24 protein-coding genes, 1 tRNA gene and 1 pseudogene are annotated in these 25,723 nt (G+C 72.1%); 21 read left to right on the plus strand and 5 right to left on the minus strand.

Translation table 11 applies throughout. The features are described from left to right. Positions 1-9 precede the first annotated feature (9 nt). Positions 10-1,629 (minus strand): FAD-binding oxidoreductase, encoded by a 1,620-nt coding sequence (locus D458_RS0130385; RefSeq protein ID WP_017590490.1) that lies wholly within the window; start codon positions 1,627-1,629, stop codon positions 10-12. A gap of 17 nt (positions 1,630-1,646) precedes the next feature. Between D458_RS0130385 and D458_RS0130390 the strand changes: the two genes are divergently transcribed. The 10 genes from D458_RS0130390 to D458_RS0130435 all read left to right on the plus strand — a co-directional run bounded on the left by D458_RS0130390 (position 1,647) and on the right by D458_RS0130435 (position 10,504). Continuing rightward, the gene (locus tag D458_RS0130390) at positions 1,647-2,282 is read left to right on the plus strand and encodes a TetR/AcrR family transcriptional regulator (RefSeq protein ID WP_017590491.1); all 636 of its coding nucleotides are present in this window, start codon (positions 1,647-1,649) and stop codon (positions 2,280-2,282) included. Positions 2,283-2,356: 74 nt separating this feature from the next. Beyond that, positions 2,357-3,889, plus strand: coding sequence for a glycerol-3-phosphate dehydrogenase/oxidase (locus D458_RS0130395; protein WP_017590492.1), 1,533 nt, complete (start codon positions 2,357-2,359; stop codon positions 3,887-3,889). Between the two features lie 178 nt (positions 3,890-4,067). After that, positions 4,068-4,619, plus strand: a complete 552-nt coding sequence (locus tag D458_RS0130400; protein WP_017590493.1) for an ATP-binding protein — start codon at positions 4,068-4,070, stop codon at positions 4,617-4,619. Between the two features lie 151 nt (positions 4,620-4,770). Next, positions 4,771-5,664, plus strand: a complete 894-nt coding sequence (locus D458_RS0130405) for a bile acid:sodium symporter family protein (RefSeq protein ID WP_017590494.1) — start codon at positions 4,771-4,773, stop codon at positions 5,662-5,664. A 171-nt stretch (positions 5,665-5,835) separates the two neighbouring features. Then, complete coding sequence (locus D458_RS0130410) at positions 5,836-6,381, plus strand: DinB family protein (protein WP_017590495.1); 546 nt, start codon at positions 5,836-5,838, stop codon at positions 6,379-6,381. 28 nt (positions 6,382-6,409) lie between these two features. Further along, positions 6,410-6,904, plus strand: a complete 495-nt coding sequence (locus D458_RS0130415; protein ID WP_017590496.1) for a hypothetical protein — start codon at positions 6,410-6,412, stop codon at positions 6,902-6,904. A gap of 32 nt (positions 6,905-6,936) precedes the next feature. Next, a complete protein-coding gene (locus tag D458_RS34585; protein ID WP_083936482.1) occupies positions 6,937-8,214 on the plus strand; it encodes a sensor histidine kinase in 1,278 nt (425 codons plus the stop codon). Beyond that, complete coding sequence (locus D458_RS0130425; protein WP_017590498.1) at positions 8,211-8,915, plus strand: response regulator; 705 nt, start codon at positions 8,211-8,213, stop codon at positions 8,913-8,915. Before D458_RS34585 ends, D458_RS0130425 begins: the two co-directional genes overlap by 4 nt. Before the next feature lie 120 nt (positions 8,916-9,035). After that, a complete protein-coding gene (locus D458_RS0130430; RefSeq protein ID WP_017590499.1) occupies positions 9,036-9,749 on the plus strand; it encodes an ABC transporter ATP-binding protein in 714 nt (237 codons plus the stop codon). Next, a complete protein-coding gene (locus tag D458_RS0130435; RefSeq protein ID WP_017590500.1) occupies positions 9,749-10,504 on the plus strand; it encodes an ABC transporter permease in 756 nt (251 codons plus the stop codon). The genes D458_RS0130430 and D458_RS0130435 overlap by 1 nt, the downstream gene beginning before the upstream one ends. A gap of 73 nt (positions 10,505-10,577) precedes the next feature. On the opposite strand, the gene D458_RS0130440 is transcribed toward D458_RS0130435, so the two are convergent. Both D458_RS0130440 and D458_RS0130445 read right to left on the minus strand, forming a co-directional pair. After that, complete coding sequence (locus tag D458_RS0130440) at positions 10,578-11,072, minus strand: LURP-one-related/scramblase family protein (protein WP_017590501.1); 495 nt, start codon at positions 11,070-11,072, stop codon at positions 10,578-10,580. A gap of 75 nt (positions 11,073-11,147) precedes the next feature. Next, a complete protein-coding gene (locus D458_RS0130445; RefSeq protein ID WP_017590502.1) occupies positions 11,148-11,612 on the minus strand; it encodes a MarR family winged helix-turn-helix transcriptional regulator in 465 nt (154 codons plus the stop codon). Between the two features lie 133 nt (positions 11,613-11,745). Here D458_RS0130445 and D458_RS0130450 point away from each other — a divergent pair, with 133 nt between their 5' ends. Then, on the plus strand, positions 11,746-12,969 hold the full coding sequence (locus tag D458_RS0130450) for an MFS transporter (RefSeq protein ID WP_017590503.1): 1,224 nt from the start codon (positions 11,746-11,748) through the stop codon (positions 12,967-12,969). Between the two features lie 81 nt (positions 12,970-13,050). On the opposite strand, the pseudogene D458_RS35930 reads toward D458_RS0130450, so the two are convergent. Further along, positions 13,051-14,109, minus strand: a pseudogene (locus D458_RS35930) (DMT family transporter); the annotation flags it as partial. Here D458_RS35930 and D458_RS0130465 point away from each other — a divergent pair. The 4 genes from D458_RS0130465 (at position 14,029) to D458_RS0130480 (ending at position 17,963) form a co-directional block, all read left to right on the plus strand. Further along, on the plus strand, positions 14,029-15,000 hold the full coding sequence (locus D458_RS0130465) for a LysR family transcriptional regulator (protein ID WP_017590506.1): 972 nt from the start codon (positions 14,029-14,031) through the stop codon (positions 14,998-15,000). The pseudogene D458_RS35930 and the gene D458_RS0130465 sit on opposite strands and share 81 nt — an antisense overlap. Then, positions 14,997-15,707 (plus strand): exonuclease domain-containing protein, encoded by a 711-nt coding sequence (locus tag D458_RS0130470; protein WP_017590507.1) that lies wholly within the window; start codon positions 14,997-14,999, stop codon positions 15,705-15,707. The genes D458_RS0130465 and D458_RS0130470 overlap by 4 nt, the downstream gene beginning before the upstream one ends. Positions 15,708-15,763: 56 nt before the next feature. Further along, a complete protein-coding gene (locus D458_RS0130475; RefSeq protein WP_026119840.1) occupies positions 15,764-16,696 on the plus strand; it encodes a LysR family transcriptional regulator in 933 nt (310 codons plus the stop codon). A gap of 106 nt (positions 16,697-16,802) precedes the next feature. Continuing rightward, a complete protein-coding gene (locus D458_RS0130480; protein WP_026119841.1) occupies positions 16,803-17,963 on the plus strand; it encodes an NAD-dependent formate dehydrogenase in 1,161 nt (386 codons plus the stop codon). A 158-nt stretch (positions 17,964-18,121) separates the two neighbouring features. Here the strand turns inward: D458_RS0130480 and D458_RS0130485 are convergent. Continuing rightward, positions 18,122-18,193 (minus strand) — tRNA-Arg (locus D458_RS0130485). A 133-nt stretch (positions 18,194-18,326) separates the two neighbouring features. Between D458_RS0130485 and D458_RS0130490 the strand changes: the two genes are divergently transcribed. The 6 genes from D458_RS0130490 to thrB all read left to right on the plus strand — a co-directional run bounded on the left by D458_RS0130490 (position 18,327) and on the right by thrB (position 25,366). Continuing rightward, the gene (locus D458_RS0130490; protein ID WP_017590510.1) at positions 18,327-18,725 is read left to right on the plus strand and encodes a response regulator transcription factor; all 399 of its coding nucleotides are present in this window, start codon (positions 18,327-18,329) and stop codon (positions 18,723-18,725) included. Beyond that, positions 18,722-19,840, plus strand: coding sequence for a DALR anticodon-binding domain-containing protein (locus tag D458_RS0130495; protein ID WP_017590511.1), 1,119 nt, complete (start codon positions 18,722-18,724; stop codon positions 19,838-19,840). Before D458_RS0130490 ends, D458_RS0130495 begins: the two co-directional genes overlap by 4 nt. 188 nt (positions 19,841-20,028) lie before the next feature. Then, entirely contained in the window at positions 20,029-21,414 is a 1,386-nt protein-coding gene (gene lysA, locus D458_RS0130500; RefSeq protein ID WP_017590512.1) for a diaminopimelate decarboxylase, read from the plus strand. Positions 21,415-21,486: 72 nt separating this feature from the next. Continuing rightward, positions 21,487-22,773 carry a homoserine dehydrogenase gene (locus D458_RS0130505; RefSeq protein WP_017590513.1) on the plus strand — a complete coding sequence of 429 codons (1,287 nt, stop codon included), beginning with the start codon at positions 21,487-21,489 and terminating at the stop codon, positions 22,771-22,773. A 266-nt stretch (positions 22,774-23,039) separates the two neighbouring features. Next, positions 23,040-24,098 carry a threonine synthase gene (gene thrC / locus D458_RS0130510; protein WP_193374675.1) on the plus strand — a complete coding sequence of 353 codons (1,059 nt, stop codon included), beginning with the start codon at positions 23,040-23,042 and terminating at the stop codon, positions 24,096-24,098. Between the two features lie 329 nt (positions 24,099-24,427). Beyond that, entirely contained in the window at positions 24,428-25,366 is a 939-nt protein-coding gene (thrB, locus tag D458_RS0130515) for a homoserine kinase (protein WP_017590515.1), read from the plus strand. The last annotated feature ends 357 nt before the right edge of the window (positions 25,367-25,723 follow it).

A 25,723-nucleotide genomic window follows, 5' to 3' on the forward strand; every position in this document is an offset into this window, starting at 1 on the left:
CCGGCCGGGTCAGGCCTCCGGGATGAGCTTGCCCGGGTTGAGCACGCCCTCCGGGTCCAGCGCCGCCTTCACCGCGCGCAGCACCTCACCGCCCAGCGGGCCGAGCTCCGCCGCCATCCACGGGCGGTGGTCGGTGCCCACGGCGTGGTGGTGCGTGATGGTCCCGCCGTTGGCCACGATCGCCTCCGAGGCGGCCCGCTTGGCGCGGTCCCAGCGCGCGGCCGGGTCCTCGCCCGCGCCCGTGGCCACGGTGAAGTAGAGCGAGGCGCCGGTCGCGTAGGTGTGCGAGACGTGGCACTGCACCACGGCTCCGCTCTCGTCGTCCTCCAGGGCGCCGGTCAGCGCGCCCGCCACGGCCGTGTACAACGGCAGCAGGTCGCTCCAGGACGCGGCGGTCTCCAGGGTCTCGGCGAGGATGCCGGCGGACAGCAGGGTGTCGCGCAGGTAGGGCGCGTGGAAGCGGGTCCCGCGCCAGTGCGCCACGGGGTCCGGGCCCAGCGGGGTGCCGCCCGCGGCCGCCATCGCCTCGCGGACCACGGCCGCGCGCGCCCCGACCTCGGCGGCGGTGCCCTCGAAGCCCAGCACCGCCTGACAGCCGGGGACGGCCTCGCGCCCGCCGAGGGCCGCGTTCACGAAGGTCTCGGTCTCGTCGGACAGCCGCGCCATGGTGGGCCGGGTGTCCGACTGGGCGAGGGCGCGCAGCGCGTCCACCCCGGTGGCGTAGTCGGGGAAGGACCAGGCCTCGTCCAGGACCCGCTCCGGCCTCGGCCGCACGCGCACGGCCACCTCGGTGATCACGCCCAGCGTGCCCTCCGAGCCCACGAGGAGGCGGCGCAGGTCCGGCCCCGCGGCGGAGGCCGGAGGGCCGCCCGCCTCCAGCGTGCCGCGCGGGGTGGCCACCCGAAGACCCACCACCATGTCCTCGAACCTTCCGTACCCGGCCGAGGCCTGCCCGCTGGAACGCGTGGCGGCGTACCCGCCGATGGTCGCGTACTCGTAGCTCTGCGGCATGTGTCCGAGGGTGAGCCCGTGCTCGGCCAGCATCGCCTCGGCGTGCGGGGTGCGCACGCCCGCGCCGAGGACCGCGGTCAGCGAGGTGGTGTCCAGGGAGACCAGCCGGTTCAGGCGGCGCAGGTCGAGGCTGACGACGGCCGGGAAGCCGCCGTCGAGCGGGGAGACCCCGCCCACCACGCTGGTGCCGCCGCCGAAGGGCACCACGGCCACGCGCTCGGCCGAGCAGAGCGCCAGAAGCCGTTCGACCTGTTCGTGGTCGGCCGGGTACAGCACGGCGTCGGGGGCGGGGGAGGCCCGCCCGGCCCGGCGGGCGAGCAGGTCCGGGGTGCTCTTCCCGCCGCTGTGGAGCAGGCGGGTCGTGTCGTCCGTGCGTACGTTCTCGGCTCCCACGGCCCCGGTGAACACCTCCAGCAGGCGTCCGTCCAGCCGGGACGCAGGCAGGGACACGTCGTCCCGGGCGACCGGGGGCATGTCGCTGGTCCGGGTGCGCAGCACCTGGGAGACGAGCTCACGCAGGTCGGGGGCGAGCTCCTCGGCCTTGGCCGGGTCACCCCAGGCGAACCAGCTCATGTCCGGTGCGGTGTCGGCGGGTTCAGTGCGGGTGTCGTGGGTCATGCTCTACAGTTTTACACATGGCGTCAAAACGTAACGTAGAGGACGAGATCCTCGACGCGGCCCGAGTCTGTGTCGAAGCCTTCGGGGTCCGCCGGACCACCCTGACCGACGTGGCCCGGCGCGCCGGGGTCAGCCGGCCCACCGTCTACCGGCGCTGGCCCGACGTGACCGCCCTGGTCGCCGACCTGCTCACCCGTGAGCTGAGACGCATCCTCGTCGCCGAGGAGGCGAAGGCCGAAGGCGAGGCCCGGGCAGGGGCCGGCGCGGCAGGGGAGGGCGCCACGACGGAAAAGGGTCCGGCGGACAACGTCCGGACCCAGCTGGTCCGGCACGCCGCCGGGGTCGCCCGGGCGATGCTCGCCCACCCCCTGGTCAACCGCATCGTCGACACCGAACCCGAACTCCTGGCCACCTACACGTTCCACCGGCTGGGCAGCAGCCACCGGGCCGCCTTCGACCTGGTCGAACCGGCCATCGCCGCGGGCCAGGCCGAGGGGTCGGTCCGGGAGGGCGACCCCGCCGTCCTGGCCCACCTGTTCATGGTCACCGTGCAGAACACCGTGACCTCCCGCCGCCTGTTCACCGACGTGCTCGACTCGGGCGGGCTGGTCGACGAACTGTCCGTCCTGCTGGACGGCTACCTGCGGCCCTGACCGGAGCGGCCCTCCGACCCTGAGGGCCTGGACCCCCAGGCCCCGATCCGCCATCCCCCGGAAAGGACGCCCCGATGCGTCAGCACACCCGGTCCACCTCCCTCAACGCCGTCCAGCGCGCCACCGACCTCGCCGAACTGGAAGCACGCCCCGAAGTGGACGTCCTGGTGGTCGGCGGGGGAGTCACCGGGGCCGGAGTGGCCCTGGACGCCGCGTCCCGCGGTCTGTCCACCGTGCTCGTCGAACGCGAGGACCTGGCGTTCGGCACCAGCCGCTGGAGCTCCAAACTGGTCCACGGCGGGCTGCGCTACCTCGCCAAGGGGCAGGTCGGCATCGCCTACGAGAGCGCACGCGAGCGCGACGTCCTCATGCGCGTCACCGCGCCCCACCTGGTCCGGCCCATGCCCATGGTCGTCCCCGTCCACAGGGACTCCGGCCTGGCCCGCGCCCTGCTCGTCCGTGCCGGAACGGGCATGGGCGACCTCCTGCGCGTCCTGTCCCGCACCCCCGCCTCGGTGCTCCCCCCGCCCCGGATCCTCAACGCCCGCCAGACCGTCCGCCTCCTGCCCGGCGTCAGGACCGAAGGGCTGCTCGGCGGCGTCCTGTCCTTCGACGGCCAGCTCGTCGACGACGCCCGCCTGGTCCTGGGCATCGCCCGCACCGCGGCCCGCGAGGGCGCCCGGATCATCACCCGCTGCTCCGCCGACAGCATCAGCCCCGACGGCGTCGTCCTGCGTGACGAGAACACCGGGACGATCATCCCGGTGCGGCCGCGCGCGGTGGTCAACGCGACCGGTGTGCACGCCGACGCCCTCGACCCCGGCATCCGGCTGAGCCCCAGCCGAGGCACCCACCTGGTCCTGGACGGGGCCTCGCTCGGGCACCCCAAGGCCGCGCTGACCGTCCCGCTCGGAGACAGCGTGAGCCGGTTCGTGTTCGCGCTGCCGCAGTCGGACGGCCGGGTCTTCGCCGGGCTCACCGACGAACCCGTGGCCGGCCCCGCCGCACGGGTCCCCGAGGTCCCGGAGGAGGACGTGGACTTCCTCCTCGCGCAGTTCAACCGGGCGCTCTCCACCGAGCTGACCCGCGCGGACGTCATCGGCTCCTTCGCCGGGCTGCGGCCGCTGCTGCACGGTGACGGCTCCAGTGCCGACCTGTCCCGCGAACACTCCGTCTCGGTCGCGCCCAACGGTGCGGTGACCGTCGTCGGGGGCAAGCTCACCACGTACCGCGCGATGGCGGAGGAGGCCGTGGACACGCTGGTCGACGTCCACCGCCTGCCCGCGGGTCCCTGCCGTACCCGGGGGATCCCGCTGGTCGGCGCCGCCTCCCACGAGGAGCTCGATTCCCTGGACGCCCCGCGCCGTCTGGTGGCGCGGTACGGGACCGAGGCGGTCGACGTGGTCGCCGAGGCGGAGGGGGACCCCGCGCTGCTGATCCCGGTCGCCCGGGGGATCACCCCCGCCGAACTCCGCTTCGGGGTGCGCCACGAGGGCGCCCTGAACGTCGCGGACCTGCTGGAACGCCGCAGTCGGATCGCCCTGGTCGACGCGGACCGGCAGCTGGCGGAGGCCGCGGCGAGGGAGGCCCTGGCCGCCGCGGAGTGAGCGGAGGGGGTCCGGCGGTGAATTCGGGGAACTCGCCACACCGGTCTCCCCTGTTCCGCGACGATGTCATCGCGTAAGGTCATACCGGTTCGAGCCTCCCTCCCCCCTCGGACACTCCCGCAGCCGCCCCTGTTCCGGCTCGTCCGTCCACTGAGCCGCCCCGCCGAAGGAGTCAGCCATGCCCACGCTCGTTGCCGTGCCCGCCCTCATCAAGAACGAGGACAGTGTCCTTGGGAGGGTTCCGGACGAGTACCGGCACTACTTCAACGGGCGGGTACCGGTGCCGTTCGCCAAACGCCGCTGGGAGTTCGCGGGGGAGCCGGTGAGCGTGCCGATGGTCCGGGCCTTCCTGGAGACCTGTGCCGCGGGACGCGACTCCGACTACCAGTACGTGTTCACCCTGCTCGGCGCGGAGCTGGCCACCAACGCGATCCGGCACAGCCGCTCGGGGGAGCCGGGCCAGACCTTCGTGGTCCGGGTGGACCGCGGGCCCAACGGGCTGACGGTGACCTGCCGCGACAACGGGACCCCGGTCAACGCGCTCACCGACGAGGGCGGCCAGCTGTTCGCCTCGCCCCCCGAGGACCGGCTCACCGCGGAGGACGGGCGCGGGCTGGCGCTGATCGACAGCTTCGCCACCACGTGGGGGGACAACGGGCACCCCAGCATCCGCAAGGTCTGGTTCCACCTGGCCTACGACATGACGGGCAGTTCCTGGCCCGCCGCCTGAGCTGGGCCGGGTCTTGTCAGCGGGCGTGACGCGTGTCACTATTCCCTACTTATAGGTAACTTTGTGACCCAGGGCACGGTCCGGGTCGTGCGGTCGCCTGTGCACGCCCCCCCGCGCCGCCCGCCCGGCGGCCCTTCCCCCAAGGTGCCCCATGGACTCCGCCCTCACGACGATCGGTCTCCCGATCGCCCTCGGCATCATCATGCTCGGCCTGGGACTGTCCCTGTCCGTCAAGGACTTCACCCGGCTGCTCTCCATGCCCTGGACCATCGCCTTGATCCTGGGCTGCCAGATCTTCCTGCTGCCGGTCTTCTGCTTCGGCCTGGTCCTGTTCTTCGTCAACTACTTCGACCTCTCACCGCTGCTGGCGGTGGGCATGATGATGATGGCCGCCTCCCCGGGCGGGACCACCGCGAGCCTGTACAGCTACCTCTTCAAGGGCAACGTCGCGCTCAACATCTCGCTGACCGCGATCAACTCGCTCACCGCCATGGTGACCCTGCCGCTGATCACCGGTTTCTCGCTCGGCTACTTCACCGAGGGCGGTTCCATCGGGCTCCAGACCGACAAGATGATCCAGGTCTTCGCGGTCATCCTCGTCCCGGTCGCCATCGGCATGTTCGTCCGGGCGAGGATGACCTCCTTCGCCGAGCGCATGGAGAAGCCGGTCAAACTCGGATCCGTCTTCGTGCTCGTCGCCGTCATCGTCGGCGCGATCGCCGCTGAATGGGCCAACCTGCCGGAGTACATCGTCTCGGTCGGGCTGATGGTCCTGGTCTTCAACCTGGTCAGCCTGACCATCGGCTACTGGGCCCCGCGCATGGTCGGGACCGGGCGCCCCGAGGCCGTCGCCTCCTGCATGGAGATCGGCCTGCACAACACGACGCTGTCGCTGACCATCGCGGTGACCGTCCTCAACAGCACGGAGATCGCGATCCCCTCGGCGGTCTACGGCGTGCTGATGTTCTTCACGGCCGCCGGGGTCGGAGCCCTGCTGACCCGCCGCAACGCCCGGGAGGAGAAGGCCGAGGCCGAGGCGGTGTAGAGCGCACCCGGGCCTCGGGAGGCCCGGGGCCCGGGGCGGCCTCCGGACCACCCGGGGACCGTCCCGGCGGTCTCGTCCACCCCGCCGTGCCCGTCCTCGGTGACCTCCGCCCTTGTCCACAGCTCGCGAGAGGCCCTCCCGCTTGTCGGTGCTCCGGCGCAGACTGGAGGCATGAACCGGATCCCAGCACAGAACTACGCGGGTGTGTGGCCCGCCGACGACCGTCCCGCGCCGCCCCTGGCGGGGACGGAGGCCGAGGTGCTCGGCGCCTACCTCGACTGGCACCGCACGACCCTGGAGGCCAAGTGCGAGGGGCTCACCGCCGAACAGCTCCGCGCGCGGGCCGTCCCCGCCTCGGCGCTCAGCCTGCACGGGCTGGTCCGCCACCTGGCCGGGGTCGAGCGCTGGTGGTTCCGCATCCAGTTCGCGGGTGAGGACCTGCCGATGCTGTACTACTCCGACGACGACCCGGACCAGGACTTCGACGACCTCGGCGGCGACCCGGCCGAGGCCTTCGCGACCTGGCGGGCCGAGGTGGCCCGGTCCCGGGAGATCGTCGCGGCGGCGGGGTCGCTGGACGAGACCGGGACGGAGCACCGATCCGGTCGGCCCGTCCAGCTGAGATCCGTTCTGGTGAAACTCATCGCCGAGTACGCCCGTCACAACGGTCACGCGGACCTGTTGAGAGAGAGCATCGACGGAGCCACCGGCCACTGAGTCGTCCATCCGAGAGAGGCGGAGCCCCGTGACCGCTGACCCCCCGTTCCGCTGTCGGCTGTCCGACGCGGTCCCCCTGCGGCGTGCCCTGCCCGGCCTGTACGCCAGAGCCGTCCGGCAGAGCTGCGCCGGGCTCTTCGCCGTGGTGTGGGCGGACGCGGAACCGCTCGGCCCTGGCCGGAGCGGGATCGAGATCGTCGACGAGGTGAGCCGCCGGGTGGACGGGGAACGCTTCCCCGCGGAGTACCCGGCGGCGCTCGGGGAGGGCCTGTCCAGCGCCTGGACGGACGGAGACGGGCCCGGACCGGGTCACTCGGCGAGGATCCGGATCACCGATGCCCTCTGGCACCCGGTGGACTCCGGCCCGCGCTCCTTCCGCCTGCTCGGGGAGCTCCTCGCCGCCGAGATCGCTGCGTGCGTGCTGGAGGGCCGCGCCCCACGCCCGCGGCTGCTGCCCGGGAACCGCACCCCGTTCTCCTGGGAACGCGATCTGCTCCCTCCCGGACGCGGGGACGCACCGTGACCCCGGGCGCCTCCGGGACCCACTGGACCTCCATGGGAGGAACCGGTGGGGCCACGCCCGCCAGGTACGCCGTGGACGTCGCCTTCGCCCTCTTCTACGTCTTCGTGGACCCTGCCACCTCGCAGCGGCTCACGACCCTGGGCCAGGCCGGGACCGATCCCCGGGAGTGGGCGGTCCTGGCTCTGCTCCTCGCGATCCCGGCCGGGGTCGTCCTGCGCTGGAAGTACCCGAGGGCGGCCTTCCTCACCGTTCTCACCGCCACCCTCGCCTCGCTGCTCGGCGGTTGGGGCAACGCCCCTCCGGTGGCCGCGGCCTGGGCCCTGTACCCCCTCGCCCTGACCTCGGAGGGCGTGCCCGACCGCCTGCGCCCCCGTCCGGTGGGATGGGGGATCGCGGCCGCTGTCCCCGTCGTCCTGTCGGGCGCCGCACTGCTCTGGGACGCCGGGCGGGTGATGGACATGCTCGCCGCGTTCTCACCGCTCGCCCTGCTCCCCCCGATCGTCATGCTGTGCCCGTTCGCCCTGGCCTGGCTCCTGGGGCGTGTGGTGCGCGAACGCCACCTGAGGGAGAGACACGAGACGGCTGACGCGATCGCCCGGGCCCGGAACCGGGAACGCCTGCGTGTGGCGAGAGAGGTCCACGACGTCGTCTCGCACGCTCTGGGCGTGGTCGGCGTCCGTGCCGGAGTGGGCCGCCACGTCCACGGTGACGACCCCCGTGCGCTCAGGGCGGCCCTCGAGGAGATCGAACAGGTCAGCCGGGCCGCCACGGACGAGCTGCGCCTCGTCCTGAGGGCCCTGCGCGTGGAGGGAGAGGCGCCCCTGCGGCCCCAACCCGGGCCGGCCGACCTCGAGGAGATCGCCGACACCGCGCGGGCGGCCGGCCTGGAGTGCACGGTCAGCGCGCACGGGGTGGACGCGCTGCCCGGGGCCGTCGCGGTCAGTGTGTTCCGGCTGGTCCAGGAATCGGTCACCAACGCGATCCGACACGCGCCCGGCACCACCTGCACGGTCACCGTGGCCGGGGAACCCGGTGCGGTGACGGTCGAGGTGGCCGACACCGGCCCCGCCGACGGCGCGGCCCACCCGCGGGCACCGGGGAGCGGCACCGGTCAGCTGGGTATGAGTGAGCGGGTCGCCCTCCTCGGGGGAACGTTCACGGCCGGGCCGGTCCGCGGCGGGGGATACCGTGTCCGCGCGCGCATACCCCTCGACCCCGGCGCCCCGCCCGGCGCCGCGGTCGCCGGAACCGGCGCAGAGCCCGAGTCCGGATCCGAGAACAGCGCCGACACCTTGGAGGAGTCCCCGTGACCGAACCCGCGCCCGCCCCGGACCGACCGCCGCAGGAGAGGGTTCGGGTGCTGGTCGCCGACGACCAGGACCTCCTGCGCGGCTCGCTGCGCATGCTGGTGGACAGCGATCCCGCACTGACCGTCGTCGCCGAGGCGCGCACCGGGCGAGAGGCGGTCGACCTCGCGGTGAGCACCCGGCCGGACCTCGTGCTCATGGACATCCGCATGCCCGAACTCGACGGCCTGGCCGCCACCCGGGAGATCTGCGCGGCCTCCGACTCCACCCGCGTGATCGTGCTGACCATGTTCGACCTGGACGAGTACGTCTACGCCGCGCTGCGGGCGGGCGCCAGCGGCTTCCTCCTCAAGAACACCAGCCCCGAGGAGCTCCTGCGCGCCGTCCACGTGGTGGCCGACGGGCAGGCGCTGCTCGCCCCCGAGGTCACCGGGCGCCTCATCGCGGAGCTCGTCCGCTCCCGGCCCGGCCACCCCGAACGCCCGCCGTGGCCGGTGACCGCACCCCGGCTGACCCCGCGCGAACGAGAGGTCCTGATCCTCATCGCACGCGGACGGGCCAACCACGAGATCGCGGCGGACCTGCACCTCAGCCACGCCACGGTCAAGACCTACGTCAGCCGGCTGCGCACCAAGGTCGCCGCCCGCGACCGAGCCCAGCTGGTGGTGTTCGCCTACGAGAACGGGCTGGTCCAGGCGCACTGAGCCGGCGCCCCGACCCCGTCCGCCCTCCGGCCCGCCCTCCGGACGTCCCCCGGAGTTGACACCCGGACTGTCCCCCCAGGGGCGATGTGCCGGGCCCCCTCGAAAAACGACGATGGGTCCATGATCGAGATACGCGGACTCACCAAACGCCACGGTGCCCGCACCGTCGTGGACCGACTGTCCTTCACCGCCGCCCCCGGGCTGGTCACCGGGTTCCTCGGCCCCAACGGGGCGGGCAAGTCCAGCACCCTGCGGATGCTGCTCGGCCTGGACCGGATCGACGGGGGGCGGGCCACCGTCAACGGGGTGCCCTACACCTCACTGCGCCGACCGGCCACGGTGGTCGGCGCCCAGCTCGACATCGGCGGGGCCCACCCCCAGCACACCGCCCGCGCCCACCTGTCGTGGATCGCCCGTGCCAGCGGCATCCCCCTGGAGCGGGTCGACGAGGTCCTGGACGAGGTGGAGCTGGAGCGGGCGGCCCGGGCCCGGGTGCGCACGTTCTCCCTGGGAATGGGGCAGCGGCTCAACCTGGCCGCCGCCCTCCTGGGGGACCCGACGACGGTCATCATGGACGAGCCGGTCAACGGCCTCGACCCCGCGGGTATCCGGTGGATGCGCTCCTTCACCCGCCGGCTGGCGGACGAGGGCCGTACCGTGCTCCTGTCCAGCCACCTCATGACCGAGATCGCGAAGGTCGCCGACCACCTGGTGGTCATCGACCACGGACGACTCGTCGCCGCGGGGGCGCCCGACGAGCTGACCGCGGGCCACGACTCCCTGGAGGACGCGTTCTTCGCGCTCACCGCCGAGGCCGGGGAAGCGGTGTCCTGATGCTGCTGTCCGTGCGCTCCGAAGGCCGCAAACTCACCACTCTGCCGTTCGTCCCGCTGGCGGTGCTCGCCACCTTCGCGGTGACGGTCGGCCTGTCCGCGATCGCCAGCCAGAACACACCCGCCTATCTCGACGCCGACCCGGCCCTGGCCGCGGCCTTCGACCCCGTGGAAGAGGGGTTCAACGGGGTCTACATGGGGCAACTGGGGATGGTGGTGCTGGGGGTGCTGGCTGTGAGCAGTGAGTTCACCAACACCCAGGTCCGCACCTCCCTGATGGCGGTGCCCGGCCGGGGACGCTTCCTGGTGTCGAAGGCACTGGTCGTGGCTCTGATGGCCCTGGTGGCCTCGCTGGCCGTGGTGCCCTCGGCCTTCGTCGCCACACAGGCGGCGCTGGGCGACTACGGACTCGAGCTCGGAGCCCTCGCCGAAGCCGACGTCCTCGGCCGTCTGGCCGGGGCGGTGCTGTACTGGACCCTGCTCGCCCTGCTGGCGGCGGGCGCGACCGTCATCGCCCGCAACGCGGTGGCGCCCCTGGCGGTCCTGGGCGCCCTGGTACTGGCTCTGTCCCATGTTCTGGCCGAGTTCACCGACTACGCGGAGCTGCTGCCGGACCGCGCGGGTCAGCTGATGTTCCTGGAGGCGTTCGAGCCGGGGATCGGGCTCAGCGCGGTCCAGGGCGGACTGGTGATGGCCGCCTGGGTGGCGGGCGTCTGGCTGCTGGCGGCGCTGCTGTTCCACAGGCGTGACGCCTGAGGCGCATTCGGGGAAGGCGGGCGGGGCGGTCGGGGGACCGTCCCGCCCGTACGCCGGGGACACCCGGCTTCCGTCAGTCGTCGCTCGTGAGGGCGTCCACGGCCACCGCCACACTGACCACCAGGGCGGGATCCCCGGCGAGGTCCGTGCGATGGGTGTTGACGTCCACCGCGTAGGTGTCCCGCATCCGGAACCACTTGCGGGACACGACCGCGACGGTGCCCGCCTTGTCGCTGATCGAGTACTCCTTGTCGAGGAAGCTCCCGACCACCTCCCAGTCGGGACCGCCCTTGACCTCCACGTTGAGCTTGTCCCGGACGGGGTTGAAGAGCCGCTTGCGGACGGTCGCGACGGTCTTGCCGTCGTGCTCCACCCGCATCTGGTCCCGGACCTTCATGAGCTTCTTGCGGATCACCATGAGGACCTCGCCCTTGGGGTCCTTGAGCTCGAAGGTGGTGCGCACACGCAGCGCCTTGCCGTCCACCCAGAACACCTTGGTGCCCTGTTCGTCGGTCACCCAGAAATCGTCGCCGATGTCGAAAACACGTTCACGTACCAGGAACTTCATGCCCCGACGCTAGTAGACCGCGCCACCGGCCACCAGAACCGCAGATGGCAGGCCCGGCAGTGCTTCGGGCCGCCCTCAGCCGACGGGCTCGCCCGATGCGGGGGTGAGCCCGCGCAGGGCGCCCACCAACGGGGCGAGTTCGGGGGACCGGGCCGCCTCGTCCAGGGCCTGGTGCAGCACCGCGTCGTGGGTGGGCCGGGCCCGGGTGAGGAGGTCCATCCCGGCGGAGGTCAGCTCGGTGTAGATCCCGCGCCGGTCGTCGGCGCACAGGATGCGGGTGAGCAGGCCCCGGTCCTCCAGGCGGGTGACCAGGCGCGTGGTGGCGCTGTTGGACAGGGCGGCGGCGCGGGCGAGCTGGCGCATCCGCATGTGCCAGCCGTCCTGGCGGTTCAGGGCGTCCATGACGGTGTACTCCACCACGGAGATCCCGTGCTCCGACTGGAGGGCGCGCTCCAGAGCGGTGTCGATCAGTCCGTGCACGGCGGCGAGCGTGCGCCATCCGTGCGCACGGATCTCTACGGCGTCGTCGGCGATTCCCATGGCCGCCCCACCTCCTCGTGGCTGGTCGCACATCATCCTAGCTTGCGCACATAGAGCGCGCATGCAACTATTTTTGTTGCGCGTGCAACTAGTGCACGCGCAACGAATCATCTCTCTTCGAGGAGCACTCCTCATGCCGCTCGCGCTCTACGCCCTCGCCATCGGGGGTTTCGGGATCGGACTCACCGAGTTCGTCATCATGGGGCTCCTGCCCGAGGTCGGCGCCGACTTCGGTGTCACGCCCACCGTCGCCGGCTACCTGATCTCCGGTTACGCCCTCGCTGTGGCGGTCGGCGGCGTCGGCCTGACCGCGCTGCTCAACAGGGTCGACCGCAAACGCGCGCTGCTTCTGCTCATGGTCCTGTTCATCGCGGGCAACCTGACCTCGGCGCTCGCACCCGCCTACGAGATCATGCTCGCCGGGCGCGTCCTCGCGGCCCTGTGCCACGGGGCGTTCTTCGGGATCGGCGCGGTCCTGGCCGCCTCCCTGGTCCCCGCGCACCGCAAGGCCGCCGCGATCTCGATCATGTTCGCCGGACTCACCACCGCCACCGTGCTCGGCGTGCCCTTCGGCACCTTCCTCGGCCAGGCCTTCGGCTGGCGCTCCACCTTCTGGGCCATCACCGTGATCGGCGTGCTCGCCTTCGCGGGCATCACCGCCCTGGTCCCGGCCACCCGCGCGACCGCGGCCACGGCGGGTGCCGGCGGTGCGGCCCCGCCGGCACCCGCGCCCAGCCTGCGCACCGAACTCTCCGCCTTCCGCAGCACCCAGGTCTGGTTCTCCCTGGTGGCCACGGTCCTCGGCTTCGGCGGCATGTTCGGCGGGTTCACCTACATCGCCTTCACCCTCACCGAGGTCAGCGGGTTCGCCGCCACCACGGTGCCGTGGCTGCTGGTCCTGTTCGGTGTGGGCCTGTTCGCGGGCAACATCCTCGGCGGCCGTGTCGCTGATCGGAACCTCGGCCGGACCCTGCTGGTGCTGTTCACCCTTCTCACTCTGGTCCTGGCCGTGTTCGCCCTGGTCGCGCACCTGAAGTGGGCGGCCCTGGCGGCTCTGCTGCTCATGGGCTTCCTCGGCTTCGCGACCGTGCCCGGGCTCCAGATGCGCATCATGGACTTCGCCGCCGAGGCGCCGACGCTCGCCTCGGGTGCCAACATCGCGGCGTTCAACGTCGGCAACGCCCTGGGTGCCTGGGTCGGCGGTCTGGGACTGGCCGCCGGGCTGGGGTACACCTCGCCCCTGTGGGCGGGCGCCCTGATCACCTTCGTGGGCCTGGCCGTGATCACGGTCGCGGTACGCCTGCGCGGGGGTGAATACGCCCCCGCCCCCGCCGCGGAACCGGTCGGGGCGCCCTGACCGGAAACCCTGCCGTTGGGACACCCAGATCGCCAGGACCACCAGTGCACAGCCGACCAGTTGGACGGGTGTCACCCGCTCGCCCAGGAAGACGGCGCCCATGGCCACCGCCAGGACCGGAGGGAGCACCAGGATCGCCGCGCCGGTGCTCGCGGTCAGCCGGGGCAGGGCCGAGCCGACCAGCAGCCAGGTCAGGACCTGCCCGGTCAGCGCCAGCAGCGCCAGCCACACCCAGGCCCGTGCGTCCAGCGAGGCCAGGTCGATCCCGCTCCACAGGGCGCCCAGCAAGCCGGCGGCCAGCGCCGCGGTGGCGGTCGAGACACACACCGGGGTCACCGTGTGCCCCCGCCCGCCGCCGAGCCGGGACAGGAAGAGGTAACCGGCGTAGGTCACCCCGGCCGCGCATCCGTAGGCCAGCCCGAGCCACGGGTCCCCCTCGGGGACCGCACCCGACGCGCCGCCCGGGTCGACCACTCCGGCGGTCAGGGCGACCCCGGCCAGCATCACCGGCACCGCGAGCAGGAACCTCAGCGGTGCGCGGTCGCCCAGGAACACCCACGCCAGCAGGGGGAAGACCACCACCTGGATGTTGAGCAGGACGGTCGCCATCCCCGCCCCCACGTGCTGGATGCTCGCCACCCAGAACACGTAGTCCACACCCAGCAGCAGCCCGGCCGCCGCGTCCAGGCCCACCAGCCGGAGCGCCCGCGGGCCGACCCTGCGGACTTCGGCCACGGCCATCGGCACCAGGACGAACAGCGCCAGCGCGCACCTCAGGAAGGCCGCGGTCCCCGTGTTGGCCCCGGAGAGCTTCACGAACACACCCGTCGCCGAGGTGCAGCCCGATCCCACCACGGCCAGGACGACCGGGTCGGCCCGGTCCAGCACCGAGCCCTGCGGGGATGTCCGTTTCGTGTCTGTGCCCGCCACTCGCTCCGCGCTCCCCGCCGTCGTCGTCCGACCCGGGATGTAGACATGGGGTCGTATGATCCAGCCTGCCGCCCCCCACTCAGAAACAAAAGCGATGTTTTGTCGCAGGTAATCAGTAGTGTTGCTTACGTGTTCAGCATCGAACGACTGAGGGCGCTGGCCGCCGTACGGACCCACGGCTCCATCGCACACGCGGCGAGGGTTCTGCACGTGACCCCGTCGGGGATGTCCCAGCAGCTCACCAAGTTGGAGCGGGAGGCGGGCCAGCGCCTGCTCGAACCCGCCGGCCGCACCGTGCGGCTGACCCACGCCGGGCGGGTCCTGGCCGGGCACGCCGACCGTGTGCTCGCCCAGATCAGCGAGGCGCAGAGCGACCTCGCCGCCCTCGACAGCCAGATCCTCGGGCCGCTCCGCCTGGGCGGGGTGGGCAGTGCCGTGCGCACCCTCCTCCCGGGCGCGCTGTCCGCCCTGCTCACCGCGCACCCCCGGCTGACCCCCACGGTCCGCGACGGCGAGGTCGTGTCGCTGCTGCCGCCGCTGCTGCGCGGCGAACTGGACCTGGTCCTGGCCGAGAGCTGGTCCAGCCGCCCGGTCGCGCTCCCCGCCGGGGTCCGGACGGTGGAGCTCCTGGACGAACGCGTGTGCCTGGCCCTCCCGCCCGGCCACCCCTTCGGCGACCGGGACGCCGTCGACCTCGCCCGTCTCTCCGACTCCGGCAGCGGCACGGCCCCCGGCGGCCTTCCGTGGGCGAGCTGCCCCGAGGGCACCGAGCCCTACGAGGCGATCCTCCAGGCCCTGCGCTCCCGCGGTGTGGAACCCGACATCAGGTACACGCTCGCCGAGATCCCCTCCCAGCTGGAACTGGTGGCCTCCGGGCTGGCCGTGGCCCTGGTCCCGGACCTCGGCCGGCGCACCGCACCCGAAGGAGTCCGATTCCTGCCCACCGTCCCACCGCTCCGTAGGACCATCAAAGCCGTGTGGCGGGCCGACGCCGAGACCCCGGCGATCCGAGCCTGCGTCACCGCGCTCACCGACCGCATCGACCGCACCGGTGCGCCCGACGACCGCACCACCGCTCCGAACCCACGAGGAACCACGTGAACACTCCCTGGCACACCCGGCCCATGGCCGCCTTCGACATCGAGACCACCGGCCTGAACGTCGAGGGGGACCGGATCGTCACCGCTGCCCTGTGGCGCATCGACCCCGCGCACGGGACCAAGGAGGTCACCACCTGGCTGGCCGATCCCGGGATCGAGATTCCGGAGGAGGCCACCGAGATCCACGGCATCACCACCGCCCACGCCAGGGCCGAGGGCCGTCCGGCCGCCGAGGTGGTCCCCGAGATCGCCGCCGCGCTGGAGGCCGTCACCGCGGAGGGGAGGCCCGTGGTGGTCTACAACGCCCCCTACGACCTCACCCTCCTCGACCGCGAGATCGCGCTCCACCGCCCGGGCTCGCCCCTGGCCGCCCAGCCCCTGGTGGTGGACCCGTTCGTCCTGGACAAGCAGGTGGACACCTTCCGCAGGGGCTCCCGCAAGCTCGTCGACGTCTGCGCCCACTACGAGGTCCCCCTCGCCCAGGAGGAGGCTCACGGGGCCGCCGCCGACGCCCTGGCCGCCGCCCGCCTCGCCTGGCGGATCGCCGCCACCCACCCCGAGATCGCGGAGATGTCCGCAGAGGACCTGCACCTGGCGCAGGTCAAGTGGAAGGCCGAACAGTCCGCGAGCTTCCAGGAGTACCTGCGCCGCCGGAACCCCGAAGCCGTGGTCGACGGCTCCTGGCCGCTGATCCCCGCCACCGAGTGAACCCCGCCTGACCCGGACCCCTGGACGGGCGGGCGGCGCAACCGCCATCCTGGACCGTGCTCTTGCGTCAGCTGGAATACCTGTCGGCCCTCGCCCGGGAGAGGCACTTCGCGCGGGCGGCCGACGCCTGCCACGTCTCCCAGCCCTCCCTCTCGGCCGGTATCCGCAAACTGGAACGCGACCTCGGGGTGTCCCTCGTGCTCAGAGGGCAGCGGTACGCAGGGCTCACGGCCGAGGGGGAGCGCGTCCTGGGATGGGCCCACCGCATCCTCGCCGAGTGCGAGGCCCTGCGCGAGGACCTGTCCTCCATGGCCGGAAGCCTGTCCGGGGTACTGCGTGTGGGGGCGATCCCGACGGCCCTGGCCGTGACGCCCCTGATCACCACACCCTTCTGCGAGCGCCACCCGCACGCCCGGGTGTCACTGGAGTCGCTGTCCTCCCGGGAGATCTCCCGCCGCCTGGGCGAGTTCGAGCTCGACGCCGCACTCACCTACGTCGACGACGGCGAGGTGGGCGACGTCCGGATCACCCCGCTCTACGAGGAGCGCTACCTGCTCCTCACCCCGAAGGACGGCAGGTTCGCGGACCGGGGCACGGTGCGCTGGGCCGAGGCCGCGGCCCTGCCCCTGTGCCTGCTCACCCAGGACATGCGCAACCGGCGTATCCTCGACGGCTTCTTCGCCGGGGCCGGGGCGACCGTGGTTCCGGCGATCGAGACCGACACGGTCGCCGCGCTGTACGCGCACGTGGCCACCCGGCGCTGGTCGAGCGTGGTCTCCCACGCCTGGCTGAACATGTTCGGGGTACCCGAGGGCATGCGCCTCGTCCGGCTGGAGGCGCCGCCCCGCTTCCCCAGGATCGGACTCATCGTCGCCGACCGGCACCCCGAACCCCTGTTGGCGGGGGCGCTGCTGGACGTGGTCCGCCGCACGGACGTGCGGGGAGACCTGGAGCGCCTGCTCCAGCGCCACCTCGCCCCTGACGCATAGGCGCGGGCTGTCGGCCCATAGGAACTTTCGCTTTGACCGCCGGCCGGCGCTCGGTGAGGCTTGAGGAGAACAGCCACCCCGGCCACCCCCTCGGATGGAGCGCACCATGGCGAAGATTCTCTGTGTACTGTATGCAGACCCGGAGGGCGGGTACCCCGACACCTACGCCCGTGACGGCCTGCCCCACCTCGACCACTACCCCGGCGGCCAAACCCTGCCCACGCCCGGCGGCGTCGACTTCACCCCGGGGGCACTGCTGGGCAGCGTCTCCGGTGAGCTCGGACTCCGCGGGTTCCTCGAGGCCCAGGGGCACACCCTGGTCGTGACCTCCGACAAGGACGGGCCCGACTCGGTCTTCGAACGCGAGCTGGCCGACGCCGACGTGGTCATCTCCCAGCCGTTCTGGCCCGCCTACCTCACCGCCGAGCGCATCGCCCGCGCACCCAAGCTCAAGCTGGCGGTCACCGCCGGCATCGGTTCCGACCACGTCGACCTGGACGCGGCCATCCAGTACGGGGTCACCGTTGCCGAGGTCACCTACTGCAACAGCATCAGCGTCTCCGAGCACGTGGTCATGATGATCCTGTCGCTGGTGCGCAACTACCTGCCCTCCCACCGGATCGTGCTCGACGGCGGCTGGAACATCGCCGACGCCGTCTCCCGCTCCTACGACCTCGAGGGCATGCACGTGGGCACCGTCGCCGCGGGCCGCATCGGCCTGGCGGTGCTGCGCAGGCTGGCCCCCTTCGACGTGCACCTGCACTACACCGACCGGCACCGGCTGCCGCGCGAGGTCGAGGAGGAACTGAACCTCACCTTCCACGAGAGCGCCGAGGACATGGTGCCCGTCTGCGACGTGGTGACCGTCAACGCACCGCTCCACCCCGAGACGGAGGGCCTGTTCGGTGACCGGCTGCTCTCCACCATGAAGCGGGGCGCGTACCTGATCAACACCGCGCGCGCCCGCATCTGCGACGAGGACGCGATCGTGCGGGCCCTGGAGAGCGGCCGGCTCGCCGGGTACGCCGGTGACGTGTGGTTCCCGCAGCCCGCCCCGCCCGACCACCCGTGGCGGAGCATGCCCCACCACGGCATGACCCCGCACATCTCCGGGTCCTCGCTGTCCGCCCAGACCCGCTACGCCGCCGGGACCAGGGAGATCCTGGAGTCGTGGTTCGGCGGCACGGACATCCGCGACGAGTACCTCATCGTGGACGGAGGCAAGCTGGCCGGGGCCGGGGCCCACGCCTACTCCACCAACACCTGACACTCGCCGGAGCCGGGTCCGCACGGTGTACGGAGGTGTCGATCGGGGGCGGGGCGGGGCGGCGTGGAGGTGTACCGCGTCGGCGGGGCGGGGCGGCGTGGAGGTGTACCGCGTCCGGAAAAGCAGAAAGGGAACACCCCGAAAGGTGTTCCCTGCTGTGCCCCCAGGAGGATTCGAACCTCCGCACCCGGCTCCGGAGGCCGGTGCTCTATCCCCTGAGCTATGGGGGCTCGCTGCTGCGTGAACAACTGTAGCAGGGGTTGCGGGATGCTCGTCCACATGTTTGGAGGACATGTCGCCAGGCCCCGACAGATAACGGATTCCAGTGGTGCAGCCGCGCTCCGCGGCGGTAGTGTCACGGGCGTGAACGCCCTTCCCGTACGGGTTCTCGTCGTCGAGGACGACGAGGTGATCCGCGAACTCATCCGCCTCAACCTCGAACTGGAGGGGTTCGAGGTGTTCACCGCCATGGACGGCCAGGACTGCCTGGACCGTGTCGGCCACGTCGACCCCGACGTGATCACCATGGACGTGATGATGCCCCGGCTCGACGGCTGGTCCACGGTCGAGCGGCTGCGGTCCGACGGCTACGACCGACGCATCGTCATGGTGACCGCCCGGGCGCAGGCCGACGACCGCAGGCGCGGTGAGCGGATCGGTGTCGACGACTACCTGACCAAACCCTTCGACCCGGACGAACTGGTCGACCTCATCCGGGCGCTCCTCGGGGAGGGCGACGGCGGGATCGGGGGAGCCGCGTGACCCCACGGAGACTGGAGGCGGTCGTCCGGCGCGCCGCCCTGCGCGCCTTCGGCCTCGGCGAGGCGGACGTCCCCTTCGTGTGGCCGCGCGGCGACCACGCGGACGAGGGGGCCGACGCCGCTGTGGCCCTGGCCCCGCGCCTGGTCGGCCGCGTCCGCGAGGAGCTCCCCGAAGGCCGGGAGAACACCTACAGGGTCATCGTGTCCGGGCGGATCACCGCCCAGGTCAGCGCGATGGCCGACGAGGGGGAGCCCGACGCCGGGTTCGCGCGGGTCCTCACGGACAAGCGCGGCTTCGCCCACTTCACCTTCACCTGCGAGCAGCGCCAGAACCTTCTTCTGGCCGCCGCCGACGGGCCCGACTACCTCACCGGCCGGTCCTGGACCGGTACGGGGGAGTGGCCCCGCTCCGAGCTGCACGAGGCCGGACCGATCGCCCAGGCCCGCCGCTACGCCCGCGCCGACGCACGGGCCCGCATCGCCATGGCGGTGGGCGGACAGGCCCCGCCGCCCGGCCCCGAGGGCGAGGTCTCCTGGCGCGACCGCTACCTGGACACCGACCGGGCCGGACTGTTCACCCCCGCGGGCCGGGCACTCGGCCGGATCGGGGAGGACAGCGCCCGGGTGGCCTTCTGCCGCTCGGTCCCCGAAAGGCCCCGTGAGGGTGAGACCACCGGTAGCGACCTGCCGGTCCTGCCTTCTGCGGAGAACCCCGGGGCCTGGGTCCGGCTCACCGACGCCAACCCCGCCTTCCGGCTGCGTTACGCCCACGCCCACGCCCTGAGCAGCCTCCGCTGGGCCGCCGAGACCCCGACACCGCAGGCGGGCGGATGCCACCACCGGCACGGGGCGAAGGTGCGCGGACTCCTCTTCGACGGCCCCAGCGTCCTGGACACCGCTGCGCGCCGAGAGGAACCCCATATCCTGGTCAGATACCTGGAGGCGCTGACCAGTGCCTACGATGAGTGGCGGACGGGTTCCACCGCCGATGCCGAACCGGGCACGGGGCCGGAACCGACGCGGGCCGCCCTCGACCCGGCTCTGCCCGCGGCTGTCGCCGGTGTGCTCAACACCGGACTCTTCCTGCTCGGAGTGTCAGCGCCCACAAGGCTGTAGACATCCCGCTCCCGTGAACCCGGTGGGACCGGGCCAACCCCCGTGTTCCGATCGGCTTGGTGGACAATGAGTGCCGGGGCCGACCCCGGCGGCCTCCTCCGCAGACGAGCCGAGACCAGGCCGGCACAGCACGGCCAGAACCCGCACAGCGCAGCAAGAACCACCGAAGTCCCAGCCGAAAGACCGTCATGAGCCGCTACGCCCACCCCGCCGGATCCCGCCACGCGGAGGTCCTGCCGGAGGACAACCCGCCGCTGCCTCCCGAGGACCTCAACACGCTGAACCCGCGTGTGTGGCCCGCCACCGCGCGCCGTTCGGACGGTGAGGTCACCGTCGGCGGCGTCGGCGTGCGCGCCCTCGCCGCCGAGTACGGGACCCCGCTCTTCGTCATGGACGAGGAGGACTTCCGAGCCCGCGCCCGCGACTACTCCACCGCCTTCGCCGACGCCGACGTCTACTACGCGGGCAAGGCCCTGCTGACCAAGGCCGTCGCCCGCTGGGTGGTCGAGGAGGGGCTCAAGCTCGACGTGTGCTCCGGCGGCGAGCTGGCCGTGGCGCTGGCCGCCGAGGTCCCCACCGACCGCATCGCCATGCACGGCAACAACAAGTCGGTCTCCGAGCTGCGCCGCGCCGTCGAGGTCGGGGTCGGCCGGATCATCCTGGACTCCCTCGACGAGATCGACCGCCTGGAGTCGGTGGCCGCCGAGTCCGGTGCGCGCCCCAAGGTGCTCATCCGGGTCACCACCGGCGTGGAGGCGCACACCCACGAGTTCGTCGCCACCGCGCACGACGACCAGAAGTTCGGCTTCGCGATGAGCACCGGCTCCGCGGCCGAGGCGGTTCGCCGAGTCCTCGCCGCCGACCACCTGGAACTGGTCGGACTGCACTCGCACATCGGCTCGCAGATCTTCGACACCTCGGGCTTCGAGGTCGCCGCCCGCCGCGTCACCCGGTTCCTCACCCAGATCCACGAGGAACTCGACGTCACCCTCGCCGAACTCGACCTCGGCGGCGGACTGGGCATCGCCTACACCGCGGGTGACGACCCGCTGGACCCCAAGACCATCGCCGCCAGCCTCACCGCCATCGTGCGCCGCGAGTGCACCGAGGCCGGGCTGCCCATGCCGCGCATCGCGGTCGAACCGGGCCGCGCCGTGGCGGGCCCGGCCGGGATCACCGTCTACGAGGTCGGTACCGTCAAGGACGTCGAGGGCATCCGCACCTACGTCAGCGTCGACGGCGGCATGAGCGACAACATCCGTACCGCCCTGTACGGCTCCGAGTACACCAGCCAGCTGGTCTCCCGTGAGAGCGATGCCGAGCCGATGCTCTCCCGCCTGGTCGGCAAGCACTGCGAGAGCGGTGACATCATCGTGCACGACCTCTACCTGCCCGCCGATCTGCGGCCGGGCGACCTGGTGGCGGTCGCCGCCACGGGTGCCTACTGCTACTCCATGGCGAGCAACTACAACCACCTGCCCCGCCCCGCCATGGTGGCGGTCCGGGACGCGAACGCACGCGTGATCGTGCGCAGGGAGAACGAGGAGGACCTCCTCCGCCTCGACGTAGGCTGAACCGTCCGTTCCGCGGGCGCCGTCCCGGCGCCCGCCGGGGCCGGACACGAGAGAAGTGGGAGTCACGCCCAAATGGCGATGAAGGTGGCGCTGCTCGGATGCGGCGTTGTGGGTTCGGAAGTCGTCCGCCTGGTCAACGAGCAGTCCGAGGAACTGGCCGCGCGGATCGGCACGCCGATCGAGATCGGTGGGATCGCGGTCCGCCGGCTGGACCGCGACCGCGGCGTCGACCCGGCGCTGCTGACCACCGACGCCACGGCGCTGGTCACCCGCCCGGACATCGACATCGTGGTGGAGGTCATCGGCGGGATCGAACCGGCCCGTTCGCTGATGCTCGCCGCGATCAAGACGGGCAAGTCGGTGGTCACGGCCAACAAGGCCCTGCTCGCCGAGGACGGACAGACACTCCAGGCCGCGGCGCGCGACGCCGGGGTCGACCTCTACTACGAGGCGTCCGTGGCGGGCGCGATCCCGCTGCTGCGCCCGCTGCGCGACTCCCTGGCCGGTGACAAGGTCAACCGGGTCCTCGGCATCGTCAACGGCACCACGAACTACGTGCTGGACCGCATGGACTCCCTGGGCGCCGGGTTCACCGAATCCCTGGAGGAGGCCCAGTCTCTCGGGTACGCCGAGGCCGACCCGACCGCCGACGTCGAGGGCTTCGACGCCGCCGCGAAGGCCGCGATCCTGGCCAGGCTGGCCTTCCACACCCAGCGGGTCACCGCGGCCGACGTCCACCGGGAGGGCATCACGGGGGTGTCGGCCGCCGACATCGCCAGCGCCCGGGCGATGGGCTGCGTCGTCAAACTCCTGGCGATCTGCCAGCGCTCGCAGGACGGGCAGTCGGTGGGCGTCCGCGTCCACCCGGTGATGCTGCCGGTCGAGCACCCGCTGGCCGGCGTCAAGGAGGCCTACAACGCGGTGTTCGTCGAGGCCGAGTCCGCCGGACGCCTCATGTTCTACGGTGCCGGGGCGGGGGGTACGCCCACCGCCAGCGCCGTCCTGGGCGACATGGTGGCGGTGGCCCGCAACCGCCTGGCCGACACCTCGGTGGGGGAGGGCGCCCACGACACCGGACTGCCGGTGCACGACATGGGCCAGACCATTACCAGCTACCACGTGGCGCTGGACGTGGCCGACCGCCCGGGTGTGCTCTCCAAGGTCGCCGAGATCTTCGCCGACCACGGGGTGTCCATCAAGAACGTGCGCCAGGAGGGGACCGGGGACGACGCCACGCTCGTGCTGGTCAGCCACCCCGCCCCCGACGCCGCACTCCGCAGCACCGTCGAGCGGCTCAGTGTGCACCCGATGGTCCGCGAGGTCGCCAGCGTCATGCGTGTGGAGACCTTCCAGGACTAGGGAGTGTTCCCCGGCCGTCGAACTCCCCGGCCGCGCAGGTCCGGGGGCCGTGTCCGCACGGTCCCCGGGCCGACCGGCCACCCCTGAAATGTCCACATCGTGAGAAAGTCATGCCCGGGATGCAAGACGACTCGGGCGGCGTCATAGACTCGTAGCTGGTGGGGACGGATCGCCTCCGCGACGCCCCGCCCGCATCTCCGCGCGCGCCGAGTCCGGCCGCGCGTCAAGCGAAACCGCATCCACCCGAAAGGGACACCGTCGTGAGCATGGCACGGGCGTGGCGAGGCATCGTCGAGGAGTACCGCGACCGCCTTCCCGTCAACGAGAACACCCCCGTCGTCACCCTCCAGGAGGGCGGCACACCCCTGCTGCCTGCCACGCGCGTATCCGAGCTCACGGGATGCGAGGTCTTCCTCAAGGTCGAGGGCCTCAACCCCACCGGTTCGTTCAAGGACCGCGGCATGACCATGGCCATCAGCAAGGCGGCCGAGGACGGCGCCAAGGCGGTCATCTGCGCCTCCACCGGCAACACCAGCGCCAGCGCCGCCGCCTACGCCATCCGCGCGGGCATGACCTGCGCGGTGCTGGTGCCTCAGGGCAAGATCGCCATGGGCAAGCTCGCCCAGGCGCTCGTGCACGGCGCCCGGCTGCTCCAGGTCGACGGCAACTTCGACGACTGCCTGGAACTGGCCCGCAAGCTCAGCGTCGACTACCCGGTCGCCCTGGTGAACTCGGTCAACCCCTACCGCCTCCAGGGGCAGAAGACCGCGGCCTTCGAGATCGTGGACGCCCTCGGCGATGCCCCGGACATCCACTGCATCCCGGTCGGCAACGCCGGCAACATCACCGCCTACTGGATGGGCTACACCGAGTACGCCAAGGACGGGATCTCCACCAGGGCCCCGCGCATGCTCGGCTTCCAGGCCAGCGGTTCGGCGCCCATCGTCGACGGCGCCCCGGTCACCAGCCCGAGCACCATCGCCACCGCGATCCGCATCGGCAACCCGGCCTCCTGGAAGCTCGCGGAGCAGGCCCGTGACGAGTCCGGCGGCCTCATCGACAAGGTCACCGACCGCCAGATCATGGCCGCCTACAAGCTCCTCGCGGCCGAGGAGGGCGTGTTCGTCGAACTCGCCTCCGCCGCGAGCGTGGCCGGACTCCTCCAGGCCGCGGAGGCCGGGCAGGTTCCCAAGGGCAGCCGGATCGTGTGCACCGTGACCGGAAACGGCCTCAAGGACCCCGACTGGGCGCTGGCCGGAGCCTCCTCCGCCACCACCGTGCCCGTCGACGCCCAGGCCGCCGCCAAGGCCCTCGATCTCGTCTGATCTGGGCCTCCGCTTCGCTTCGGCCCACCCGTCGCCCGCCACCGCCCTCAACGGACGGCCTGGCGGCCGACGGTTCCTTCTCTGTTCGGGCGCCAAAAGCAAGGGCAGGAACCTTCGGTGCTTACAGTGTGATGGCTCGCCCGCCCGTCGCCCGCCACCGCCCTCAACGGGCGGCCTGGCGGCCGACGGTACTTTCCGGGCAATCCCACTTCCAGCACCTCCCCGGGTTTCCTGCAACACCACCTGCCGGCGCCCGAACGGCAACCCCCCGTGGCTGATGCTTCAAGAACCATTGGGAGAGTCGTGTGACCTCACCACGTCCCGACCGGGTGTCCGTCCGGGCCCCGGCGACCAGCGCCAACCTCGGGCCGGGCTTCGACGCCCTCGGGTTGGCCGTCCAGCTGTACAACGAGTTCGACGTCGCGCGCCGCGCCGACGACGAACTCCGCATCCGGGTCGAGGGGGAGGGGTCGGGCGAGGTGCCGCTCGACCGGCGCCACCTCGTCGTCCGCGCCATGCGGGAGGCCTTCGACCGGGTCGGTGAGAAGCTTCCGGGCCTGGACCTGCACTGCGTGAACCGCATCCCGCACGCCCGTGGCCTCGGCTCGTCCTCGTCGGCGATCGTCGGCGGGGTCGCGGCCGCCGCCGCGCTGCTGGGCCGCACAGGGCCCGCAGGCGGCCCGGACCGGGACTGGATCTACCAGATCGCCGCGGACATCGAGGGCCACCCGGACAACGTGGCCCCGTGCGTCTACGGCGGGTACACCGTCGCCTACCGCGACGGCGGCTCCTGGGGCGCCGCCCGGCTCACCCCGGACGAGCGGATCCTGCCCGTCCTGTGCGTGCCGGCTTGGAAACTCTCCACCGAACGCGCTCGGGGACTCCTCCCCGAGACCGTCTCCCACGCCGACGCGGCCTTCAACGCGGGCCGCGCCGCGCTGATGACGGCGGCCGTTTGTGGCCAGCCCGGATCCCTGTACGCGGCCACCGAGGATCGGCTACACGAGGCCTACCGGGCTCCGGCCATGCCGCGTACCCTGGACCTCATCGGTGACCTGCGCGAACACGGGAAACTTCCGGCTGTCGTCTCCGGTGCGGGGCCCACGGTGCTCGTGCTGTGCTCCGTCTCCGAGGGGGCGGCGCGGGAGGATTCGCCGGAAATCGTGCGCCAGGTTGATTCGATTCGTCGGAGGGCGGGTAATGATTGGGACATACGCCCCCTGCACATCGAGCCGGCGGGGGTGCGGACCCCATCTCCCCATCCGTAGCATCTGTGTCGAGGAATAGCCGTGGCCTCTGGTGATGTTAGGCTTGGTGAAGCACCAGATGCCCCGTTGCGGGGCGTGTGCTCATCCGCCACAACGGCTTCCGCGTCCCATACTCCGACGGTCCGATCTCTCGACCTGTCGGAAGCGGTGGCCCACGTGTCGAGTCAGCGGTATCCCCGCGACTGTGCCCACGTCTTCAAAGTCCGCTCCTCCTCCTTGGATGAGCGTGTCATCACGGTTGACGGGCATCACCTCCGAGCCATCCGCCCCGACGTCTGGCTGTACCCAGAGCCCGCCGCGATTGGGTAGGGGACCGTTTTCGCCGGTTTCCGACATCCACGTGGGGCACGCCCTACC

This window comes from Nocardiopsis ganjiahuensis DSM 45031, assembly GCF_000341085.1.
In the GTDB taxonomy this organism is placed as follows: Bacteria; Actinomycetota; Actinomycetes; order Streptosporangiales; family Streptosporangiaceae; genus Nocardiopsis; species Nocardiopsis ganjiahuensis.